We start from the raw sequence: 19,127 nt of genomic DNA on the forward strand, positions 1-19,127 counted from the left end.
TAATTCCTTCCAAAACCGGAGTTCCGCTCGCATCGTTCGCTAACGTCACTACCGCATCGACAAAACTGCATTACCTTCTACTCCGCCCCGCTTTTCAGCGAGAACCGAACTATATCAAACCGCCGCCAGAGCTGGCAAGAAATTGATATAAATAATACTTACTAATCTTGATCTGCCTTGTGCTCGCGAGCGACTTCTGCAATCGCTTCCTGAAACTCAGCAACATCTTCGAAGCTTTTGTACACGGACGCAAATCGTATGTAAGCGATCTTATCGAGCTGCTTGAGCTCGTGCATGACCAACTCACCGATATAACCGGAAGCGATTTCTCGCTCCCCGCTGGTTCGGATTTTCTCTTCAATACAATGTACCGCAGCATCAATTGCGACCGCCGGAACCGGGCGCTTTCGCAGAGCAAGCATCAGACTGCTACGCAGCTTGCTTGACTCAAACTCGGTGCGACTCCCGCTTTTCTTGACAATCACTGGCATGATCAATTCGATACGCTCATAAGTAATAAAGCGCTTTTCGCAATTTACACACCGACGCCGACGACGAATTGCATCGCCCGGCTCCGAAACACGGGTATCCAGCACTTGAGTTTCGTCATGCTGACAGAATGGACATTTCATTCGGCAGATACCATCTGGTAAAAACTACATAAAGACATCTAATTAATCTAGAGCAGAATTAGTAGGTGCCGGAATCACGTCCGGCACCCGTTATTCGCGTCAACCGTAGACCGGAAATTCCTTGGTTAGCTTTTGCACTTCAACTTTGACTCGCTCGATCGTGGCTGCATCGTGAGGATTATCCAGTACATCAGCAATGAGATTCCCGACCTTGATTGCCTCGACTTCGGTAAATCCTCGCGTGGTCATTGCGGGACTTCCAAGGCGGATACCTGACGTAACAAACGGCTTCTCCGGATCATTGGGAATAGCGTTCTTGTTGCAAGTCATGTGTGCGGTGCCGAGAATAGCTTCGGCTTCTTTGCCAGTAATTTTTTTCGACCGCAAATCGACCAGCATCACATGCGACTCGGTGCGTCCGGAAACGATACGCAAGCCACGCTCGATCAGAGTCTTCGCCAATGCATCTGCATTCTTGAGTACTTGTTGTTGATACAGCTTGAATTCTGGCTCCAACGCTTCCTTGAAAGCCACGGCTTTTCCAGCAATCACATGCATCAGCGGACCGCCCTGAATTCCTGGAAAAATCGCAGAATTGATCATTTTTTCAAATTCTGCTTTCATCAGGATAATGCCGCCCCGAGGCCCGCGCAGCGACTTGTGCGTCGTTGAGGTAACAAAATCAGCATGCGGAACAGGATTAGGGTAGACACCCGCAGCAATCAAGCCGGAGTAATGCGCCATATCGACAAGAAAATACGCTCCGACTTCTTTGGCAATCTTTGCAAAGCGCTCGAAATCAATACGTAACGAGTAGGCAGATGCACCGGCAATAATCAGCTTAGGCTTGTGTTCGCGGGCTTTTGCTTCCATGGCCTCGTAGTCGATTTCTTCGGCTGCGTTGAGGCCATATGAAACAGCGTTAAACCATTTGCCAGACATGTTCAGCGACATGCCATGCGTCAGGTGACCACCTTCGGCAAGGGACATTCCCAAAATCGTGTCACCTGGCTTCAGCACCGCAAAGAAGACTGCCTGGTTCGCTTGCGAACCTGAGTTTGGCTGGACGTTTGCGGCTTCGGCACCAAACAATTTTTTGATGCGATCGATCGCCAATGCTTCCGCCATATCGACGAACTCGCAACCGCCGTAATAGCGCTTGCCAGGGTAACCTTCTGCGTACTTGTTGGTGAGTTGCGACCCTTGCGCTTCCATCACCGCCGGCGATGTATAGTTTTCCGATGCGATTAACTCGATGTGATCCTGCTGACGCGTAGTCTCGAGCTGCATGGCAGCCCACAGTTCCGGGTCGGTTTTAGCAATGGTCTGGTTTTTATCGAACATGACATACTCCAATTGACGAACGTGCAATTTATATTTGCATGGATCAACTGAGGGCCAATAAAAGATAACAGGCAGCCTCAGTCGTGCGTTCCATTTTGGGCTGCCCAGGCGAACGGCTGAATAAAAACTCACGTTCCCTCGGTGGTATCCACCTTATCGCTAGCCTCCTGGAAGGCCAACTTTTCGCCAGTCACGTGAGTGGAAATGGTACGAAATTGTAAGTGAACCAGCAGGTTTCAGCAAGGCACCCCAGAATCGGGTCGAAAGGCCGCATCGGATTGGGCTACAATTTTGTTCATCTTTCAATAGCACGACAACAAAGGAACTCCATGATCGTTTTAATTACTGGTGCCACATCTGGTTTTGGCGCAGAAATGGCGCGTAAATTCGTTGCCCACGGACACCAAGTCATCGCCACCGGCCGCCGCAGAGACCGCCTGGATGAGCTCAAAAACGAACTTGGCGCGAATGTGCTCGCAGTGGAAATGGATGTAACGGACAAAAATACAATTACGGCCGGCTTGGCAAGCTTGCCGCAAGAGTGGCGCGATATTGATGTGCTCATCAACAATGCCGGCCTGGCCCTCGGTGTCGAACCGGCCCAGCAAGCATCGCTCGAAGATTGGGAAACCATGATCGAGACGAACTGCAAGGGACTCGTCACGATGACCCGCCTGATGTTGCCGGACATGGTCAAACGTGGCAGCGGCACCATTATCAATATTGGCTCGACGGCAGGTGCCTACCCGTATCCGGGCGGCAATGTATATGGTGCGACCAAGGCATTCGTTGATCAATTCACGACAAATTTACGCGCCGACCTCGTTGGTACCGGAGTACGGGCATCAAATATCGCCCCGGGCCTGTCGGGCGGCACGGAGTTCTCCAACATCCGCATGAAAGGCAATGACGCTGCAGCCGCGAAAGTTTATGAAGGCACTGTCCCGTTGAATGCAAAAGACATCGCCGAAACCGCTTTCTGGATTGCTACCTTGCCGGCGCACGTCAACATTAACTATGTAGAAATGATGCCGACTTGTCAGGGCTTCTCGCCATTCACCATCAAACGGTCCCAATAAGGAACATTGCCGATGCACACCGCCTCCGATCCTATTGCGGCCCATTGTGCAACGGCACCGTATAGCTGGACGATACGCGTGTACTACGAAGACACCGATGCCGGCGGCATTGTGTTCTATGCCAACTACCTGAAATTTTTTGAACGCGCTCGTACAGAATGGCTACGCGCAGCAGGCATCGGGCAACTTGCGTTGTCACAAGGCGAAGGCGTGATGTTCGTTGTAAAAAACACCAGTGTCGATTATCTCGCTCCGGCAAAATTAGATGATGAACTGAAACTAACCGTTGTGGTCGAACGGCTTGGGCGCGCATCAGTGGAGTTTCTGCAGCAAGCATGGAAAATCTCGCCGAACAGCTCAACCCTGCTGGCGGTTGGCCGTATCAAAGTAGGCTGCGTCAATTGTGCAAGCTTTCGGCCAAGTGCCATACCGCCTCATGTACTCGACCGCATTCCGAGATAACAGCGATTACCCCGATCAACAACAACCGCTACCAAACAGACCACAACAGACCATCAATGACCGTCACTCAAGATCTCTCATTTGTTTCCCTCATCGCCAATGCATCGATTCTGGTGCAACTGGTATTAGCCCTTCTACTGACTGTTTCGGTCATGAGCTGGACCTATATTTTTCGCAAGGCTTTTTCGATCAAGAGTGCCCAGACCCAGACTGAGGAATTCGAACGTGCATTCTGGGCCGGTGGTGATCTCAACACGCTCTACCAGGATGCTGCATCCAATCGCCGTCGCAATGAAGGTGCAACCGGTGCGCAAGAACGCATTTTTGCTGCCGGCATGAGCGAATTCAACAAGGGTAAGGCATCGTTATCGAACCGCAACTCGGGCGACGCCAGTCTGCTGGTCGATGGTGCGCGCCGTGCCATGCGTGCCGCCTACCAGCGCGAAATGGATGCACTCGAATCCCATCTGTCGTTCCTCGCATCGGTCGGCTCGGTCTCGCCCTATGTAGGTTTGTTCGGAACGGTCTGGGGCATCATGAATGCGTTTCGCGGTCTCGCCAATGTCCAGCAAGCGACGTTGTCCGCCGTTGCTCCCGGCATCGCCGAAGCCTTGGTCGCCACCGCCATTGGCCTGTTCGCAGCAATTCCTGCAGTGGTTGCTTACAACCGCTTTTCGCATGATGTCGACCGCTTGTCGATCCGCTTCGAAAGCTTCGTCGAGGAATTTTCCAACATCCTGCAACGTCAGGCGCGCTGATCATGAGTTCATCGATGCGCAGTAGTCGTACCCGCAAATTCAAGGCCGATATCAATGTCGTACCGTACATCGACGTGATGCTCGTGCTGCTTGTGATTTTTATGGTGGCAGCACCGATTACCAATCCCGGCGTGATCAATTTGCCGACCGCCGAAAAATCGTCGCTGCCGCCGTCGGAATACATCCAGATTTCACTGAAGCCGGATGCCGCTTCCACGATTGGCATCAATGGCCAGAAAAATACCGCCTCGAAACAGGAGACCACTAGCAATCGCAAGGATTTACTGGAGCGACTCAAGGCACTGCACGCAGCCAATCCGGATATGCCCGTCATGATTTCCGGCGACAAGGAAAGCCGCTATGACGAAGTAATCAGCCTCATCTCGGAAGCAAAAAAGTTCGGCATTACGCGCGTTGGCCTCGCGACCAAGTCCTGACATGGTGATGAAACCCGTCGTACAGTATGAAATACCCAAGGAACCCGGCCGCTGGCGTGCAATCACGCTGGCGGTCGCCGTGCATGGTGCATTGCTGGTCATGTTGTGGATAGGCGTGCGCTGGCAAAATGACACGCCACTCGTTGTCGAAGCGGAAGTCTGGAGCCCGCAAGTGCGCGAAGCAGCACCCAAGCCGCAGCCGCCGCCGGAACCGGAACCGGAAGTCAAGGAGCCACCGAAACCCGTGCCGAAGGAAGTTCCTGAGCCCGTCGTACCGCCCAAGCCGGTCGAAAAAGTCGCGCCTGTCGTCAAGCCGCCAGTCATTGATCCCGAGATCGCTCTGGAACAGGAAAAAAAGCGTAAGGCAGAACAGTTAAAAGAGCGTCTCGAAGAGGAGCGCCAGGAAAAACTGAAAAAACTGACCAAGGAAAAACAGCTCGCCCAAGAGAAGCAAGACAAGCAAGACAAGCAGGAAAAGCAAGACAAGCTCGAAGCGAAAGAAAAGCTGGAGAAACAGGCCAGACTCGACGCCAAAGAGAAGCAAGAGAAACAGGACAAGCAAGAGAAGCAGGACAAACTGGCAAAGCAGGAAGCCAAAGACAAGGCTGACTTGAAAAAAGCCGAACTCGACAAGAAGCGCAAGCAAGACGAAGCCGATAACAAGCGACTCGACGCTATTCGCGACCAGGAAATGAAGCGCATCACCGGTGGTGCCGTCGGTCCCGGCGGTAGCGGTGACGCGCCTAAGAGTCAGGGCCCGCGCGGCGATCCGAGCTACATCCAGAAAGTTGGCGCGAAGATCCGCTCCAACACCGTCTTCAATGGCGCGGAGGATATCGAAGGCAATCCGCAAGTCGAGTACGCGGTGGACCTGCTGCCCGACGGATCGGTGCGCGGCATTCGCAAACTGAAAACGTCCGGCATCCCCGGCTTCGATGAAGCCGTTCGCCGGGCTATCGAAAAATCACAACCCTTCCCTGCCGATAAATCGGGCACCGCGCCTTCGGGCTTCACCGTGTCCCACAAACCCAAAGATTGATCAGCCCATGAAAAAAATTCTACTCTCCACGTTAGGCGCGCTTGCTCTGGTGCTTGCCACCTCCACCCAAGCCCAATTGCGGGTCGACATCGCCGGTGTCGGCGCGAGCCAGATTCCGATTGCTGTCGCCACCTTCGCCGATGAGTCGATTGCGCCGGCACAAGTGAGCGCCATCATCAAGGCCGATCTGATGCGCAGCGGTTACTTCAAAATCATCGACGCCGGAACGATGTCGGAAACCTCCGACATCAACTATGGCGACTGGAAATCCCGCGGTGCCGACGCGCTGGTTGTCGGCAGTGTGCAGCGCCTGGCCGATGGTCGTGTCGACGTGCGCTACAAGTTGCTCGACATGATCAAGAGCGCGCCCCTGTCCGCGTTATCACTGAGTGCACCAGAGGCCCGCACGCGCGTGACGGCGCACAAGATTGCCGATGACATCTATGAAAAACTGACCGGCATCCCCGGTGCTTTCGCCACCCGCATTGCCTATGTCACCAAATCCGGCAAGGAATACCGCCTTGAAGTAGCCGACGCCGATGGCGAAGACACCAACGTCGCCCTGCGCTCGAGCGAACCGATCATCTCGCCAGCCTGGTCGCCTGATGGCACCCGCGTTGCGTATGTCTCGTTTGAAAACAAAAAGCCGGTGGTGTACGTACAAAATCTGGTGACGCGTCAGCGCACGGTGCTCGCCAATTACAAGGGCAGCAATTCGGCACCGTCCTGGTCACCCGACGGCAACCGGCTGGCGATCGCCTTGTCGCGCGATGGCCTGACCCAATCCTATATCGTCAATGCTGACGGCACCGGCTTGCGCAGACTGACCAACAGCAGCGGCATCGATACCGAACCACAATTTTCGGCAGATGGCCAGAGTATCTATTTCACCAGCGATCGCAGCGGCGGACCGCAAATCTACAAGATGCCGGTCAGTGGTGGCGACGCCCAGCGCGTGACCTTCAAAGGTGCGTACAACATCAGCCCGCGGCTGTCGCCGGACGGCAAGGCCCTCGCGTATATTTCACGGCGCGATGGTGGCTTTCAGTTGTATGCGATGGACCTCGGCAATGGACAGGAACAGCGCTTGTCGGACTCCGCCAAAGATGAATCCCCAAGTTTTTCGCCGAACAGTAAATACATCATGTATGCAACCGAATCGGGTCGCCGCGGCTCGCTTGCGGTAGTATCCGTCGACGGTCGGGTGAAACAACGCCTGACTACGCAGGCCGGCGACATTCGTGAGCCGACCTGGGGCCCATTCATCAAATAATATTTCAGTCACTCAATAGTCATTATCAGGAGAAGTAAATGCGTAACCTTTCGACCTTTGCCATTGTCGCTGCCAGTGTCCTGCTGTTTTCCGCCTGCTCATCCACCAAGCTGGACGAAAAGCCACCAGTCGAAGACCGTTCGGGTAGCACTGCCATGGCCGCTCCGGTCGACACACGTGCCGTCAACCCCGTCAATGCCGGCTCGACCGATCCATTGAACGATCCGCAAGGCGTGCTGGCCAAGCGCAGCGTGTACTTCGACTACGATAGCTATGTCGTCAAGGACGAATTCAAATCGGTACTCAATGCGCATGCTCGCTACCTCAATGCCAACAAGTCACGCAAGATCATCATTCAGGGCAATACCGATGATCGCGGTGGCCGCGAATACAACCTGGCGCTCGGCCAGAAGCGTTCCGAGGCAGTGCGTCAGGCAATGAGCCTGATGGGTGTTTCAGAGAGCCAGCTCGAAGCCGTCTCGCTGGGCAAAGAGAAGCCTAAAGCCACCGGTACCGACGAAGCCTCCTTCGCTGAAAACCGTCGCGCTGATATCGTCTATTGATTGCCATGACGCGCTTCGGAAAATCCATTTTTGCCGTGACCATGCTGATCGCGGCGTCTTCTTTCACCCTGCCTGCCCGGGCTGGACTGTTCGACGATGACGAGGCGCGCAGGGCCATCCTTGATATCCGATCACGTATCGACGCCGTCCGGCGCGATGCCGACGTCAAGCTCGATGCCAAGGCAGACAAGAACAGCCTGCTCGATGTCGCCAGCCAGAACGAGCAGTTACGCCAGGAAGTGGCGAGACTGCGCGGCCAGCTGGAAGTGCTGACCAATGATCTGGCCAACACGCAGCAACGGCAAAAGGATTTCTACGTCGATCTCGACACTCGCTTGCGCAAGCTTGAACCGCAAAAGATGAATGTCGATGGCAAGGAAACCTCCGTCGAACCTGCCGAGCAAAAAACGTATGATGCCGCGCTGTCACTGTTCAAGGCCGGCGACTACAAGACTGCAGGGGCTGCGCTCACCGACTTCTTGCGCCGCTATCCGCAATCAGGCTTCGCACCGTCGGCCCAGTACTTCCTGGGCACGAGCTACTACGCGCAGCGTGATTACAAAAACGCGATTGCAGCGCAGCAAGTCGTGGTCAAGACCTATCCGGACAATCCGAAAGCGGCGGATGCCTTGCTCAATATCGCAAGTTGCTATGCCGAGTTGAAAGATCGTCCGGCGGCCAAGAAAACACTGGAAAGTCTGGTGGAGCAATATCCGTCATCACCAGCTGCCCAGACTGCAAAAGAACGCCTGGTCGCACTGCGCTGATGAATCCGACCCTGCTGATCCGACCGGATCAGCAGGTCCCGGAAAAATAGTTTAGTCAATTAGTCCGCAAGGTTTGACAGATCCACCTTGAGTTCCTATAATCTCGGTCTTTCGGGTCGTTAGCTCAGCTGGTAGAGCAGCGGACTTTTAATCCGTTGGTCGCAGGTTCGAATCCCGCACGGCCTACCACGAATAAGTTGGACGCAATTGAAAATGATTGCTTGAAACGGCTCACAGCGATGTGAGCCGTTTTTGTTTGTGGAATCGCCGCAGTCAATCATTGCGACGCCTTGGTACCCGGCACTACTACGGCGACGACTTCACTACCGTAATCCGGTTGATGAAAAATTCGCCGTCGATGCAAGTACGATGCGGCACGCCAACCACCTCGAAACCCGGACCACCCTCCTCGACCCAGCCGCTGGCCAGCAAATCAAACTGCTGCTCGTTCAAGCCAAGCATCGGCGCCGTGATGACAAACCGGGCCCCTTCCTTCTGCCGCAACACGACATCGTCGATCTTTGCCATACCATCCCTGTCTAATAAAAAAACCTGCGCCATGATACTTCGCGGCGTCGATCATCGCTGTCTTGACATTGCCACCCGGCGCAATGATGCAGTGACATGATGCAGTGACGTCATTCAGTGATGTGATTCGGTGGGATAATCATCCCCTCACCAACACCATCGATCGGGCCACCATGATTCTTGAACTCGCAGACATCCGCATCCTTCCAGGCAAGCAAACCGAATTCGATGACGCCATTACGCGCGGTGTCGACCTGGCGATTAGCAAGGCAACCGGTTTTCGCGGCTACAAGATCAACAAATGCGTCGAATCGCCTGAACGTTACGTACTGATGATTTACTGGGACACACTCGAAAACCATACCGTTGACTTCCGCGAATCAGCCGCCTTCCAGGAATGGCGCGCGCTGGTCGGCCCGTTCTTCGCCGCTGCGCCGGTAGTCGAACATTTCACACTCCTGAGCAAATCGGCCTGAGTACCCACGCAAAGCGGAGCACCATGTCATCCCACACCTTTCTCTGGCACGACTACGAAACCTTCGGCGTCAACACCCGCAGCGATCGACCAGCGCAGTTCGCGGCAATTCGTACCGACGCCAAACTCAATGAAATCGGCGACGAGATCATGCTGTTCTGTCAGCCGGCCAATGACTATTTGCCCGATCCGCAATCGTGCCTGATCACCGGCATCACGCCACAGGTATGCCTGCAACGTGGCCTGCCGGAATATCAGTTTGCCGCAGAGATCGAGGCGGCCTTTTCTGCCAGCGGCACCATCGGCGTGGGTTACAACACGATCCGCTTCGACGATGAAATCACACGCTTCCTGTTCTGGCGCAACCTCATTGATCCGTATGCCCGCGAATGGCAAAACCAGTGCGGCCGCTGGGATCTGATGGATGTCGTGCGGATGACATATGCCTTGCGTCCCGAAGGCATCACCTGGCCACTCAATGAGGACGGCAAACCCAGCTTCCGTCTTGAAATGCTGACCAAGGCCAACGGCATTGCGCATGCCGCCGCGCATGATGCGCTGTCGGACGTGCGGGCCACGATTGCGCTGGCGCGACTGATCCGCAACCGGCAACCCAAGCTGTTCGACTTCTGTTTTGCCTTGCACAAAAAAGACCGGGTCAGCGCGGAGATCGGCTTGCCGGCGCGGGCGCCTTTCCTGCATGTCTCGGGCATGTTCCCCACGGAACGCGGCTGTCTGGCAGTCATGTGGCCGCTCGCGAACCATCCGACCAACAAGAATGAAGTCATCGGCTGGGACCTGGCCCATGACCCGTCCGAACTGGCCACACTGGATGTCGATACGATCCGCACCCGCATGTTTACCCGCAGCGTCGACCTGCCCGAGGGCACAACGCGTTTGCCGATCAAGACCATCCATCTGAACAAGTCGCCCATGGTGGTGAGTAACATGAAGACGCTCTCCCCCGCGATGGCTGCAAAATGGCAGATCGATCTTGAGCAGGCCCACCGGCATGCTGCCATCGCCGCCACACTGGGCGACATGGGACCGATCTGGCAACAAGTCTTCCAGCGTCCGGAACAGGCCACGCCGGATGTCGACGAAGACCTGTACAACGGTTTTGTCGGCAACGGCGACCGGCGCAAGCTGACCGAATTGCGTGCGCTCTCGCCCGCTGCGCTGGCCAAAACCCATCCGGGCTTTGACGATGCGCGACTGGAAGAACTGCTGTTTCGCTACCGCGCGCGCAACTTCCCGAACACGCTCGACGCCGCCGAGGCCGAACGCTGGGAACAGCACCGCAGCGATCGCCTGTTTGAAGGCAGTGCGGGTGCCCGCACCGTCGACATCCTGTTTGGCGAAATCGATCAACTGTCCGAACAGGCCGATGCCCGCGGTGAAGAAATCCTTGGCGCGCTGCACGATTACGTGGAACTGATTGCCCCGGCACCGCAGTAAACACCCTCAACAGGAAGCATCAATGAACACAACGCAGCGCAGTAAGTCACCCTCGGTTGCCCCCTACGGTGCCTGGCTCTCGCCGATTACATCGGCCGCCATCGTGGCCGAATCGGTCGGACTGGATCAGCCCACCATCGCTGGCGAGTCCATCTGCTGGATCGAGGGACGCGCGAGCGAACAGGGTCGCAGCGTCATCGTGCGCCGCGGTGCCGATGGCCACCTGACCGACCTGACGCCAGCGCAATACAACGTGCGCAGCCGCGTCCATGAATATGGTGGCGGCGCACTGTGCATCGACGGTGATGATCTCTATTTTTCCAACCACGCCGACCAGCGCCTGTACCGCCAGCACGGCGAAACTGCGCCACAGCCGCTGACGGCCGGCGGCGCAATGCGCTTCGCCGAGACCATCCCCGATCGCGCCCGCCATCGCCTGATCTGCATTCGTGAAGACCACAGTGATACCTCGCGCGAAGCCGTCAACACGCTCGTTGCGATCAGTCTGGCCGATGGCCGCGAAACGGTGCTGCTGGAAGGTCACGATTTTTATGCGGCTCCCTGCCTCAGTCCTGATGGCAGCCAGCTCGCCTGGATCAGCTGGGATCATCCGAACATGCCGTGGGATGGCACCGACTTGTGGTGTGCCAGCGTGGCACCTGACGGCAGCCTCGGTACCCCGCGCAAGATCGCCGGTAGCATCGACGATCCGATCTTTCAGCCGGCCTGGTCACCTGCGGGCGAACTGCATTTCGTTTCCGAGCAAAGCGGTTGGTGGAACCTGTACCGCTTGCGCGGCGACACGGTGCAGGCGCTGTGTCCGATGGCAGCAGAGTTCGGCCGCCCATTATGGAATGTCGGTATCTCGACCTACGGCTTTGATGGCAGCGGCCGCATTATCTGCACCTATGTCCAGGAGGGTGACTGGCATCTGGCGATGCTCGATGCGGACTCGGGTGTATTGACCGAGATCGCCACGCCGTTTCGCAAGATCAGCGACCTGCAAGTCGGTCCCGATTTTGTGGTCTTTCTTGGCGGCGCACCGGACCGCTCGGATGCCATCGTCCGCCTTGACCTGCGCACCGGCACCCACCAGATTCTCAAGCAAGCGATCTCGCTGGCCGTTGATCCCGGCTACTTGTCGGTGCCGCGTGCAATCACTTTTCCGACCACCGACGAACGCCGTGCACATGCGTTTTATTACGCACCAGCCAACCGCGATTTCACCGCTCCGGCAGGTGACAAACCGCCGCTGCTGGTGTTCAACCACGGCGGCCCGACTTCCGCCGCCGGCGCAACGCTCAACCTCGCGATCCAGTTCTGGACCAGCCGCGGCTTTGCCGTGGTCGATGTCAATTACGGTGGCAGCACCGGCTATGGCCGGGCCTACCGTCACCGGCTCAATGGCAACTGGGGCGTGGTCGATGTCGACGACGCCCTCAATGCCGCCCGTTTCCTGGTCGCCGAGGGCGCGGCCAACGACCAGCAACTGGCCATACGCGGCGGCAGCGCCGGTGGCTACACGGCCCTGGCGGCACTGACTTTTCATGATGTCTTCAAGGCGGGTGCCAGCTATTACGGCGTCAGCGACCTCGAGACGCTGGCGCGTGATTGCCACAAATTCGAGTCGCGCTATCTCGATAGTCTGGTCGGTCCGTATCCGGCACGTCAGGATATTTACGTGGCACGGTCACCAATCCACTTTACTGACCGGCTGACCAGCCCGCTGATCCTGTTCCAAGGCATGGAAGACCGTGTCGTGCCGCCGGCGCAAGCGCAACTGATGTTCGATGCCGTACGCGATAAAGGTTTGCCGGTCGCCTACATCCGCTTTGAAGGCGAAGCGCATGGCTTTCGGCGTGCCGAAAATATTCGCCGCGCACTCGAAGCCGAACTGTATTTTTATGGCCGCGTATTTGGCTTTGTACCGGCCGACAAACTCGCGCCGGTGGCTATTGATAACTTGTCCGACTGACCTCCACAACAAAGGAATCCCATGACTATCGCTTACTGGTGTGTACTGATTGCCGGATTGCTGCCGGTATTGACCACGGCCATCGCCAAGGTCGGCCTGCGCGGTTATGACAACGCGGAGCCGCGTGCCTTCATGGAAAAACAGACGGGTTTTCACCGGCGTGCCGATTATGCTCACCGCAATCACTTTGAAGCCTTTCCGTTTTTTGCTGTCGCGGTGCTAATCGCCACCCAGCTCAATGCGAATCCGCTGCATGTCAATGCGCTGGCGATGGCCTTCGTTGTCGTGCGCATTCTTTACACCGCGCTGTATATGGCCAATAAGCCGACCGCACGTTCGCTGGCCTGGGTCGCCGGTTATGGCTGCGTGATCGCGTTGTTTGTCATCGCCGCCATCGCCTGATCTCACCCTTTACGTTTTTGGAAATGCCATGCAAAAAATTGACTTCGAGCTCAATGATGAATTTGTCGAACTCAACCAGCTCCTGAAACTGGTCGGCATTTGCGACAGCGGTGGTGCCGGCAAGATGGTCGTTGCCGGTGGCAATGTCTCGGTCGATGGCCAGCAGGAATTGCGCAAGACCTGCAAGATCCGCGCAGGTCAGGTCGTCAGCCTCAATGGCGTACGTATTCATGTGAAGCCCGGCTGACTGAAATGAACGATCTGTTTGCACAAGACGATCCCGGACTCGAGCAACTGCCGTTGCCGGATGCGGATGTGCATTTTCAGCGTGATATCTATCCGGCCGGACAATGCAGTGCGCTGCTGCGTCAGCTGATCGACGAAACGGATTGGCGGCACGAACAGATCACCTTATTTGGCCAGCAGCACTGGCAACCGCGACTGGTCGCTGCACACGGTGATGCCGGACTGGCTTATACGTATTCGGGACTGACCTTGCCGATGCAGCCGTGGACCCCGCTGCTGTCACGACTCAGGCAGGATGTCGAGCGCATCGCCGGCGTGCCCTTCAACAGCGTGCTGCTGAACTGGTATCGCGACGAGCAGGACAGCATGGGTTGGCACAGCGATGACGAAGCGAGCCTCGGCACAATGCCCGTAATCGCTTCGCTGAGTTTGGGCGCGACGCGGGTATTCAAGCTCAAGCACAAGACGCGACCGGAACTGCCGACCACGATGCTGGCACTCACCGATGGCAGTCTGCTGCTCATGGCCGGTCCGACGCAACGGCACTGGAAACATGCTGTCGACAAATCACGCAACCCGTGTGATGCACGCATCAACCTGACATTCCGACGGATCATGCAGGCGTCCTGAGCACCATCGCACACGCCACCAACACCACACCTGGCAGGAGAATGTTGATATGAAATGGGAAGGCAATCGCGAAAGCGACAATGTGGAAGACCGCCGCGGTGACAGCGATGGTGGTGGTGGCTTCGGTTTCGGTGGCCGCTCGGTCGGCATCGGTACCATCGCCGTTGCGCTGCTGGCCTCCTATTTTTTCGGGATCAACCCGGTCACGGTCATCAATCTGCTCAGTGGTGGCGGTCTTGGCGGCGGCATCACACCGCACCAGCAAGCACCTGCCCAAAGGCCACCGGCCGACGACGCAGCAGCGCGTTTTGTACGCGTTGTCCTGGCCGATACCGAAGATGTCTGGACTGCCCAGTTCCGCGCTCAGGGCGGCAACTATGTCAAACCCGTACTGGTTCTTTTCAGTGGCAGGACCAGGACTCAATGCGGCCAGGGAGAGAGCGCCACCGGACCGTTTTATTGTCCGGCCGATCAGAAGATTTACATCGACCTGAGCTTTTACAAGCTGATGCGAGAGCGCTTCAAGGCCGACGGCGAATTCGCCCAGGCTTATGTCATCGCCCACGAAGTGGGTCATCACGTGCAAAACCTGATGGGTATTTCCGGCAAGGTCGACACCGCCCGCCGCAACGCGACCCAGACGCGTGCCAACGCGCTGTCGGTTCGCATGGAGTTGCAGGCCGACTGCTTTGCCGGTGTCTGGGCGTTCCATGCCAACGAGGCGCGTGCCATCCTTGAAAGCGGCGACGTCGACAGCGCGCTCAAAGCCGCCACCGCCATCGGTGACGATGCGCTGCAACGCCAGGCGCAAGGACAGGTTGTCCCGGACTCCTTCACACATGGCACCTCAGCCCAGCGGGTGCGCTGGTTCAAACGCGGCATTGCCACCGGCCTCGTGACCGATTGCGATACGTTCAAGGCGCGCCAGTTGTAGTTTCTTGCTCGCATCCCGTCTCTCTCCGGAACGGGACTTCGCTGCAACGATCAACCTGGCGTCACGCCTGCAAAATAACGCGCATCGCCACCGAACCAATCCGGCTTGTGCGCCACCTAAACGTGCAACCAGTATTTACGACCTGAATCCAACCATTTCACATTGGCACTTTGCGCATTATCAAAATACGTTCTGCGCAAATTACTTATAAATAACTAACCGTTATCGTCGAATGGTAAATGGGTTTACGTTCCGCGCCCTATCGGCGTTGTCGTCACTGCAAGCGCAATCATGGTGTCGCGTGTCATTTTTTTACGTATCGGCAGCGATCCTCTTCTTTATTTTTTTCAATGGGAATGTCATGTCAATCAAGGTCGGTGAAGACACTGATTCATCAAGCAGCAAAGCACGTGTCGTGGTCTCGGCACGTGAAGGAATCATAGAAATCGAAGGGAGCGAATTGTTCGTCGCCGACCAGCTCAATCGGCTCAAGACCGTCATTTGCCAAGTGGTTGGCAACAGTGCAAAGTGGCGCGGCGCTCAGGAAGGGTCCGCAGCAGCAAAGCAGACCAATGGCACGCTGGCACCGCAAGCACTGGAAAAATTCTCCAACCTGTACACGCAGGCAGATGGAAAATTGCAGCTACTCAAAGATCTGCCTGGCAACAACATGGCCAACAAGACCGTCAATGCCGCGTTACTGGTGGCTCACGCCAATGCGCTGATGGGTGCCGAACACACGACCCTCGATACCATTCGTGCCGTCTGCAAGGAACAAGCCTGCCATGATTCAAACAATTTCTCGGCCACGTTAAAGCGTGAAAAAACATTGTTTGTTCATAGCGGCAGCCTGCACATCACGCTCAGCCCGGCAGGTCGGGAGCGCGCCGCGTCGCTGGCGAACCAGCTCAATGCCGGCAGCCAGGAGCGCAGCAATAACACGTTGTAGTTTTAAAAATCTCTCCTAAAATGGCTAATCGAAGCCACCTTTTTGGAGCCCTTGATGAACCCTGAATCTGCCAGGAAACCTGATGCCGAACTCGAAGAATTAAATGAAAAACTACGCCGGGAGGTGATGCGCACGCTGGAGCCTTACGGCACGCAACCTTTGTCTGCCCTGGCGCAACTGTCCGATGCAGACCGCACCAAATGGTTGTTCTGGAACCTGCACGAAAACCTCGATACGGTACGTGCTTACGAACCATCGCTGGTAGGGCAGATCATCCGGACTCAGTTGACCGTCAGTGACGGCCTGTCCATGTGGAGCGAAAAAAACGGCCTCGAAAAGCGTGCCGAATTCAGCTGCAAATGGCAACTGCTGCTCAAGCCATCGAGCTATGAAAGCGAACAGGCCTACTCGATCAACGATGGCTGGATCGATCTGTCAATCGGCGATGGCCCGCCGCCCCATCCGGCATTACAGCCCGGCCAGAAAGGCTATCTGGATTCGGACAGTGCGCTATATCCGAACCAGTTATTTTTGTACGGCTGGATCGGCGAAGCCGTCTGGCAGGAAATCAAGCCGCAGTTGTATAACGCCAGCGCGAGCTGCCACACCGACATTTACCTGCGCGACAATTTCCTGTTCCCGGTCAAGCCCTGCCTTGGTTTCCTGACCGGTCCGGCCGGTGCACTCGGGATCACCAATCTCGAATTTCGCACCTCGACCCAGCCGCGCCTGACTTCGTGGATCAGGTCCTGATGCGACCGTCCAGCCAAGCATCGACAGAGGCCTTGCCGGGGCCGTAAGCAACCAGCACCAGCAACAGTGCGCCCCAAAACGCATGGTCATTCACAGCAGCCGGGCACTCGAACATGAACAACTGCGGATACGACAAAACGGCCATCAGGTTCACGACGAACAGACCGATGGCCGCCGGTCTTGAAAACAAACCCAGCAGTAGTAACACCGGAAAAAGCAGCTCGCCACCCGCACCCATCACCGCAGCCAGTTCGGATGGCAGCAGCGGCACATGGTACTCATCGCGAAACAGCGAGAGCGTCGCGCCCCAGTCACTGATCTTCACCAATCCGGATTTGAAGAACTGCCAGCCAATGTACAGACGGATTGCCAGCGCGACCAGGGAGCCGCCAAGCGTCGCGAGGTTCTCATCAAAGCACGCAAGTCGACGATGCAGCCGCAAGAAACTTTCCATGATTCATAACTCCAGTGAAAGAAATTTAAGGATCAATCGCAGCCAGTACCGACTGTTGCAACCACTGTTGCAAGTGCGCGCCCAGATCAAAGTCCGCATCGATTGCCAGCGCCGCATCGACTGCGGTGCCCAGCGTCGCACCTTGCTGCAACAGGGTGAGCGCGGCATGCGCAGCCTGACTGATCGGTAGCAAACTGACGTGCCACTGCGACCGAGCGACCAGCGCAAAACATGGTACGTCGAGCACATCCGGAAATGGCATTGCACTGTCAGGCTGATGTGCCTGCCATAGTTCGGCAATGGCCCAGCGCGACGACAGTAACTGCGTCGCAGGATGCAACCGACAATGCGCCTGATCGAACTGGTCAGGAGTCCATGCTACTAGCGAGGCAGGATCGAACGGTACCGTCGTGGCGGCGTAGTGCGCTTGATGGATCGCCCACTCGCAACGTGCCATATCCGGAAAATACGGGTACTCGGCGACATGTGCAAAACCCGACAGGAAATCGGCAAACCCTTCGCCGTACTGATTCAGGTCACCGCTGGTTGACGGCTGCTGTTTGCCAAAGGCGCGGGCGAGCGCAGAAAAAAACTCTTCGCCGACCAGCGCTTGCAAAACCGGGTACGCCGCGGCGAGTGCTTTGTCGCCGGTGGCGACGAGATTTCCGCGATACAGTGCAAGGCGCTGGCTGACCAGCTCTTCATTCCCGTTGAACAGGCCGATTGCCTCGGCTTCGGCAGCACGATCGAACAATGCTGCCGCCATCTGGTGCTGGCTTCGGGCCAGCAGTGCATCCTGCGGGGACGCAACGATTGTCGCGACGATGTCGCTTGCGCGCCGTGCCTCATCAAGCAACACGGCAATATCCGGAATGTCGGTATCCCATTCGATCAGCGTTGCGATCGGTCCGAAGCGTCGCAATGCCGCGCGGTACAACTCCCAGACCGGCTCTGCAACCCGGTCGCCATGATTGTCGATGACCGCATCCGGCGTCACCAGATGCCCGGCCAGATGGAATTCGCCAACGCACGTGCCTGACAACGTGGCGAGCGCAACCAGCGCATCTTCGCCATGGTTGCACTGATTGACGTAGAGATTATTCAGGTCCAGCAATATGCCGCAACCTGTGCGGCGCGACAGGGCGGCAAGAAATTCAGTCTCGCTCATCGTATCGGCCCGGAAACGCAGATAGGTCGAGACGTTTTCGATCAGCAGACGCCGTCCCAGTGCTTGCTGGATCCGGTCGACCCGCTCTGTGACCAGTTGCAACGCCGCTGCCGTCAGTGGCATCGGCAGCAAGTCATTGAGGTGACGATCATCAACAGCACCCCAGCACAAATGCTCGGACACCAGCACCGGATCAACGCGGCGCACCGTGTCGCAGACACGCTGCAAATGCTGCTCCGAAAACCCGGTTGCAGAACCAATCCCCAAACCGACACCGTGCAGACTGATCGGATAATCCTGCCGCAACTGGTCCAGTACATGGGCATCCCAGCTGCCGGCATTCAGATAATTTTCGGTGTGGACTTCAAGCCAGTCGACCTTGGGCCGCTGGTCCAGAAAGTCGCGGTAGTGCGGTGCCCGCAGTCCGATCCCGACACCGGGTTGCGCAAACATCGATTGGCCCGGCGCAGGATAGGAGAGCATGAGGTTGGAGATTACTTCGGAACAGTGAGTTTGCCGCCTGCTTTTTCGCAGGTACCTTTGGCGACATATTTCCACTCACTGGCGTCCATGTCTTTCTTGGCCTGGCCAGCGCAAGAATGGCTACCGGTTACAGAAGCGCAATCGTTTTGGCCAGCTTTGGAGATACCGAAACATTTTTCTTTGCCAGCAGCATCAGCGGCATGGACAGGTGTGAGTCCGGCGACACAGAGAGTGGACAGTGCTGTGGCGAACAAGGCTTGACGTACATTCATGATCATTTCCTTTTGGTGTGGAGAGGTTCCGGGTAGATTACGGTGA

23 protein-coding genes, 1 tRNA gene and 1 riboswitch are annotated in these 19,127 nt (G+C 56.6%); of the genes, 18 read left to right on the forward strand and 6 right to left on the reverse strand.

Features of this window, described 5'->3' with window-relative positions:
• Positions 1–161 precede the first annotated feature (161 nt).
• Entirely contained in the window at positions 162–632 is a 471-nt protein-coding gene (nrdR, locus tag QN370_RS14275; RefSeq protein WP_322128645.1) for a transcriptional regulator NrdR, read from the reverse strand.
• A gap of 99 nt (positions 633–731) precedes the next feature.
• Positions 732–1,976: a serine hydroxymethyltransferase gene (gene glyA / locus QN370_RS14280; protein WP_322128646.1), complete on the reverse strand. Its 1,245-nt coding sequence runs from the start codon at positions 1,974–1,976 to the stop codon at positions 732–734.
• Between the two features lie 95 nt (positions 1,977–2,071).
• Positions 2,072–2,180: riboswitch (ZMP/ZTP riboswitch) on the reverse strand.
• Positions 2,181–2,305: 125 nt separating this feature from the next.
• Here glyA and QN370_RS14285 point away from each other — a divergent pair.
• From QN370_RS14285 to QN370_RS14325, 9 genes are all read left to right on the forward strand, one after another.
• Positions 2,306–3,055, forward strand: coding sequence for an SDR family NAD(P)-dependent oxidoreductase (locus QN370_RS14285; protein WP_322129193.1), 750 nt, complete (start codon positions 2,306–2,308; stop codon positions 3,053–3,055).
• Positions 3,056–3,067: 12 nt separating this feature from the next.
• A complete protein-coding gene (gene ybgC, locus QN370_RS14290; protein WP_322128647.1) occupies positions 3,068–3,517 on the forward strand; it encodes a tol-pal system-associated acyl-CoA thioesterase in 450 nt (149 codons plus the stop codon).
• Positions 3,518–3,573: 56 nt separating this feature from the next.
• Positions 3,574–4,275 (forward strand): protein TolQ, encoded by a 702-nt coding sequence (gene tolQ, locus QN370_RS14295; protein ID WP_322128648.1) that lies wholly within the window; start codon positions 3,574–3,576, stop codon positions 4,273–4,275.
• A gap of 2 nt (positions 4,276–4,277) precedes the next feature.
• The gene (locus QN370_RS14300; protein ID WP_322128649.1) at positions 4,278–4,712 is read left to right on the forward strand and encodes an ExbD/TolR family protein; all 435 of its coding nucleotides are present in this window, start codon (positions 4,278–4,280) and stop codon (positions 4,710–4,712) included.
• A 7-nt stretch (positions 4,713–4,719) separates the two neighbouring features.
• Positions 4,720–5,751 carry a cell envelope integrity protein TolA gene (gene tolA, locus QN370_RS14305; RefSeq protein WP_322128650.1) on the forward strand — a complete coding sequence of 344 codons (1,032 nt, stop codon included), beginning with the start codon at positions 4,720–4,722 and terminating at the stop codon, positions 5,749–5,751.
• A gap of 7 nt (positions 5,752–5,758) precedes the next feature.
• On the forward strand, positions 5,759–7,024 hold the full coding sequence (gene tolB / locus QN370_RS14310; protein WP_322128651.1) for a Tol-Pal system beta propeller repeat protein TolB: 1,266 nt from the start codon (positions 5,759–5,761) through the stop codon (positions 7,022–7,024).
• A gap of 38 nt (positions 7,025–7,062) precedes the next feature.
• Positions 7,063–7,587, forward strand: a complete 525-nt coding sequence (gene pal, locus QN370_RS14315; RefSeq protein ID WP_322128652.1) for a peptidoglycan-associated lipoprotein Pal — start codon at positions 7,063–7,065, stop codon at positions 7,585–7,587.
• A gap of 5 nt (positions 7,588–7,592) precedes the next feature.
• Complete coding sequence (ybgF, locus tag QN370_RS14320) at positions 7,593–8,354, forward strand: tol-pal system protein YbgF (protein WP_322128653.1); 762 nt, start codon at positions 7,593–7,595, stop codon at positions 8,352–8,354.
• A gap of 113 nt (positions 8,355–8,467) precedes the next feature.
• A tRNA-Lys gene (locus QN370_RS14325) sits at positions 8,468–8,543 on the forward strand.
• 117 nt (positions 8,544–8,660) lie between these two features.
• Here QN370_RS14325 and QN370_RS14330 read toward each other — a convergent pair.
• Complete coding sequence (locus QN370_RS14330) at positions 8,661–8,882, reverse strand: hypothetical protein (protein WP_322128654.1); 222 nt, start codon at positions 8,880–8,882, stop codon at positions 8,661–8,663.
• A gap of 173 nt (positions 8,883–9,055) precedes the next feature.
• Between QN370_RS14330 and QN370_RS14335 the strand changes: the two genes are divergently transcribed.
• The 9 genes from QN370_RS14335 (at position 9,056) to QN370_RS14375 (ending at position 16,704) form a co-directional block, all read left to right on the forward strand.
• Positions 9,056–9,358, forward strand: a complete 303-nt coding sequence (locus QN370_RS14335; RefSeq protein WP_322128655.1) for an antibiotic biosynthesis monooxygenase — start codon at positions 9,056–9,058, stop codon at positions 9,356–9,358.
• 23 nt (positions 9,359–9,381) lie between these two features.
• Complete coding sequence (sbcB, locus tag QN370_RS14340) at positions 9,382–10,815, forward strand: exodeoxyribonuclease I (protein ID WP_322128656.1); 1,434 nt, start codon at positions 9,382–9,384, stop codon at positions 10,813–10,815.
• Between the two features lie 22 nt (positions 10,816–10,837).
• A complete protein-coding gene (locus QN370_RS14345) occupies positions 10,838–12,790 on the forward strand; it encodes a S9 family peptidase (protein WP_322128657.1) in 1,953 nt (650 codons plus the stop codon).
• A gap of 21 nt (positions 12,791–12,811) precedes the next feature.
• A complete protein-coding gene (locus QN370_RS14350) occupies positions 12,812–13,192 on the forward strand; it encodes an MAPEG family protein (RefSeq protein WP_322128658.1) in 381 nt (126 codons plus the stop codon).
• Between the two features lie 28 nt (positions 13,193–13,220).
• Positions 13,221–13,439 carry an RNA-binding S4 domain-containing protein gene (locus QN370_RS14355; protein WP_322128659.1) on the forward strand — a complete coding sequence of 73 codons (219 nt, stop codon included), beginning with the start codon at positions 13,221–13,223 and terminating at the stop codon, positions 13,437–13,439.
• A gap of 5 nt (positions 13,440–13,444) precedes the next feature.
• Positions 13,445–14,068 (forward strand): alpha-ketoglutarate-dependent dioxygenase AlkB family protein, encoded by a 624-nt coding sequence (locus tag QN370_RS14360; protein ID WP_322128660.1) that lies wholly within the window; start codon positions 13,445–13,447, stop codon positions 14,066–14,068.
• A 49-nt stretch (positions 14,069–14,117) separates the two neighbouring features.
• Positions 14,118–15,002 carry a neutral zinc metallopeptidase gene (locus tag QN370_RS14365; protein WP_322128661.1) on the forward strand — a complete coding sequence of 295 codons (885 nt, stop codon included), beginning with the start codon at positions 14,118–14,120 and terminating at the stop codon, positions 15,000–15,002.
• Between the two features lie 361 nt (positions 15,003–15,363).
• Positions 15,364–15,951, forward strand: coding sequence for a hypothetical protein (locus tag QN370_RS14370; RefSeq protein WP_322128662.1), 588 nt, complete (start codon positions 15,364–15,366; stop codon positions 15,949–15,951).
• 54 nt (positions 15,952–16,005) lie between these two features.
• The gene (locus QN370_RS14375) at positions 16,006–16,704 is read left to right on the forward strand and encodes a hypothetical protein (protein WP_322128663.1); all 699 of its coding nucleotides are present in this window, start codon (positions 16,006–16,008) and stop codon (positions 16,702–16,704) included.
• Here QN370_RS14375 and QN370_RS14380 read toward each other — a convergent pair.
• From QN370_RS14380 to QN370_RS14390, 3 genes are read right to left on the reverse strand one after another with little or no spacing between them, the layout of a single operon-like run.
• On the reverse strand, positions 16,694–17,158 hold the full coding sequence (locus QN370_RS14380) for a DoxX family protein (RefSeq protein ID WP_322128664.1): 465 nt from the start codon (positions 17,156–17,158) through the stop codon (positions 16,694–16,696). The two genes, QN370_RS14375 and QN370_RS14380, sit on opposite strands and share 11 nt — an antisense overlap.
• A gap of 25 nt (positions 17,159–17,183) precedes the next feature.
• Positions 17,184–18,809, reverse strand: coding sequence for a DUF692 family multinuclear iron-containing protein (locus QN370_RS14385; RefSeq protein ID WP_322128665.1), 1,626 nt, complete (start codon positions 18,807–18,809; stop codon positions 17,184–17,186).
• An 11-nt stretch (positions 18,810–18,820) separates the two neighbouring features.
• Entirely contained in the window at positions 18,821–19,081 is a 261-nt protein-coding gene (locus QN370_RS14390; protein ID WP_322128666.1) for a DUF2282 domain-containing protein, read from the reverse strand.
• Positions 19,082–19,127: the final 46 nt, after the last annotated feature.

This window comes from Actimicrobium sp. CCI2.3, from assembly GCF_035019065.1.
In the GTDB taxonomy this organism is placed as follows: Bacteria; Pseudomonadota; Gammaproteobacteria; order Burkholderiales; family Burkholderiaceae_D; genus Actimicrobium.

Excerpts from the sequence above, each read along its gene's own strand:
- nrdR (WP_322128645.1), bottom strand. The coding sequence starts at position 632 with ATGAAATGTCCATTCTGTCAGCATGACGAAACTCAAGTGCTGGATACC.
- glyA (WP_322128646.1), bottom strand. The coding sequence starts at position 1,976 with ATGTTCGATAAAAACCAGACCATTGCTAAAACCGACCCGGAACTGTGG.
- QN370_RS14285 (WP_322129193.1), top strand. The coding sequence starts at position 2,306 with ATGATCGTTTTAATTACTGGTGCCACATCTGGTTTTGGCGCAGAAATG.
- ybgC (WP_322128647.1), top strand. The coding sequence starts at position 3,068 with ATGCACACCGCCTCCGATCCTATTGCGGCCCATTGTGCAACGGCACCG.
- tolQ (WP_322128648.1), top strand. The coding sequence starts at position 3,574 with ATGACCGTCACTCAAGATCTCTCATTTGTTTCCCTCATCGCCAATGCA.
- QN370_RS14300 (WP_322128649.1), top strand. The coding sequence starts at position 4,278 with ATGAGTTCATCGATGCGCAGTAGTCGTACCCGCAAATTCAAGGCCGAT.
- tolA (WP_322128650.1), top strand. The coding sequence starts at position 4,720 with ATGAAACCCGTCGTACAGTATGAAATACCCAAGGAACCCGGCCGCTGG.
- tolB (WP_322128651.1), top strand. The coding sequence starts at position 5,759 with ATGAAAAAAATTCTACTCTCCACGTTAGGCGCGCTTGCTCTGGTGCTT.
- pal (WP_322128652.1), top strand. The coding sequence starts at position 7,063 with ATGCGTAACCTTTCGACCTTTGCCATTGTCGCTGCCAGTGTCCTGCTG.
- ybgF (WP_322128653.1), top strand. The coding sequence starts at position 7,593 with ATGACGCGCTTCGGAAAATCCATTTTTGCCGTGACCATGCTGATCGCG.
- QN370_RS14330 (WP_322128654.1), bottom strand. The coding sequence starts at position 8,882 with ATGGCAAAGATCGACGATGTCGTGTTGCGGCAGAAGGAAGGGGCCCGG.
- QN370_RS14335 (WP_322128655.1), top strand. The coding sequence starts at position 9,056 with ATGATTCTTGAACTCGCAGACATCCGCATCCTTCCAGGCAAGCAAACC.
- sbcB (WP_322128656.1), top strand. The coding sequence starts at position 9,382 with ATGTCATCCCACACCTTTCTCTGGCACGACTACGAAACCTTCGGCGTC.
- QN370_RS14345 (WP_322128657.1), top strand. The coding sequence starts at position 10,838 with ATGAACACAACGCAGCGCAGTAAGTCACCCTCGGTTGCCCCCTACGGT.
- QN370_RS14350 (WP_322128658.1), top strand. The coding sequence starts at position 12,812 with ATGACTATCGCTTACTGGTGTGTACTGATTGCCGGATTGCTGCCGGTA.
- QN370_RS14355 (WP_322128659.1), top strand. The coding sequence starts at position 13,221 with ATGCAAAAAATTGACTTCGAGCTCAATGATGAATTTGTCGAACTCAAC.
- QN370_RS14360 (WP_322128660.1), top strand. The coding sequence starts at position 13,445 with ATGAACGATCTGTTTGCACAAGACGATCCCGGACTCGAGCAACTGCCG.
- QN370_RS14365 (WP_322128661.1), top strand. The coding sequence starts at position 14,118 with ATGAAATGGGAAGGCAATCGCGAAAGCGACAATGTGGAAGACCGCCGC.
- QN370_RS14370 (WP_322128662.1), top strand. The coding sequence starts at position 15,364 with ATGTCAATCAAGGTCGGTGAAGACACTGATTCATCAAGCAGCAAAGCA.
- QN370_RS14375 (WP_322128663.1), top strand. The coding sequence starts at position 16,006 with ATGAACCCTGAATCTGCCAGGAAACCTGATGCCGAACTCGAAGAATTA.
- QN370_RS14380 (WP_322128664.1), bottom strand. The coding sequence starts at position 17,158 with ATGGAAAGTTTCTTGCGGCTGCATCGTCGACTTGCGTGCTTTGATGAG.
- QN370_RS14385 (WP_322128665.1), bottom strand. The coding sequence starts at position 18,809 with ATGCTCTCCTATCCTGCGCCGGGCCAATCGATGTTTGCGCAACCCGGT.
- QN370_RS14390 (WP_322128666.1), bottom strand. The coding sequence starts at position 19,081 with ATGAATGTACGTCAAGCCTTGTTCGCCACAGCACTGTCCACTCTCTGT.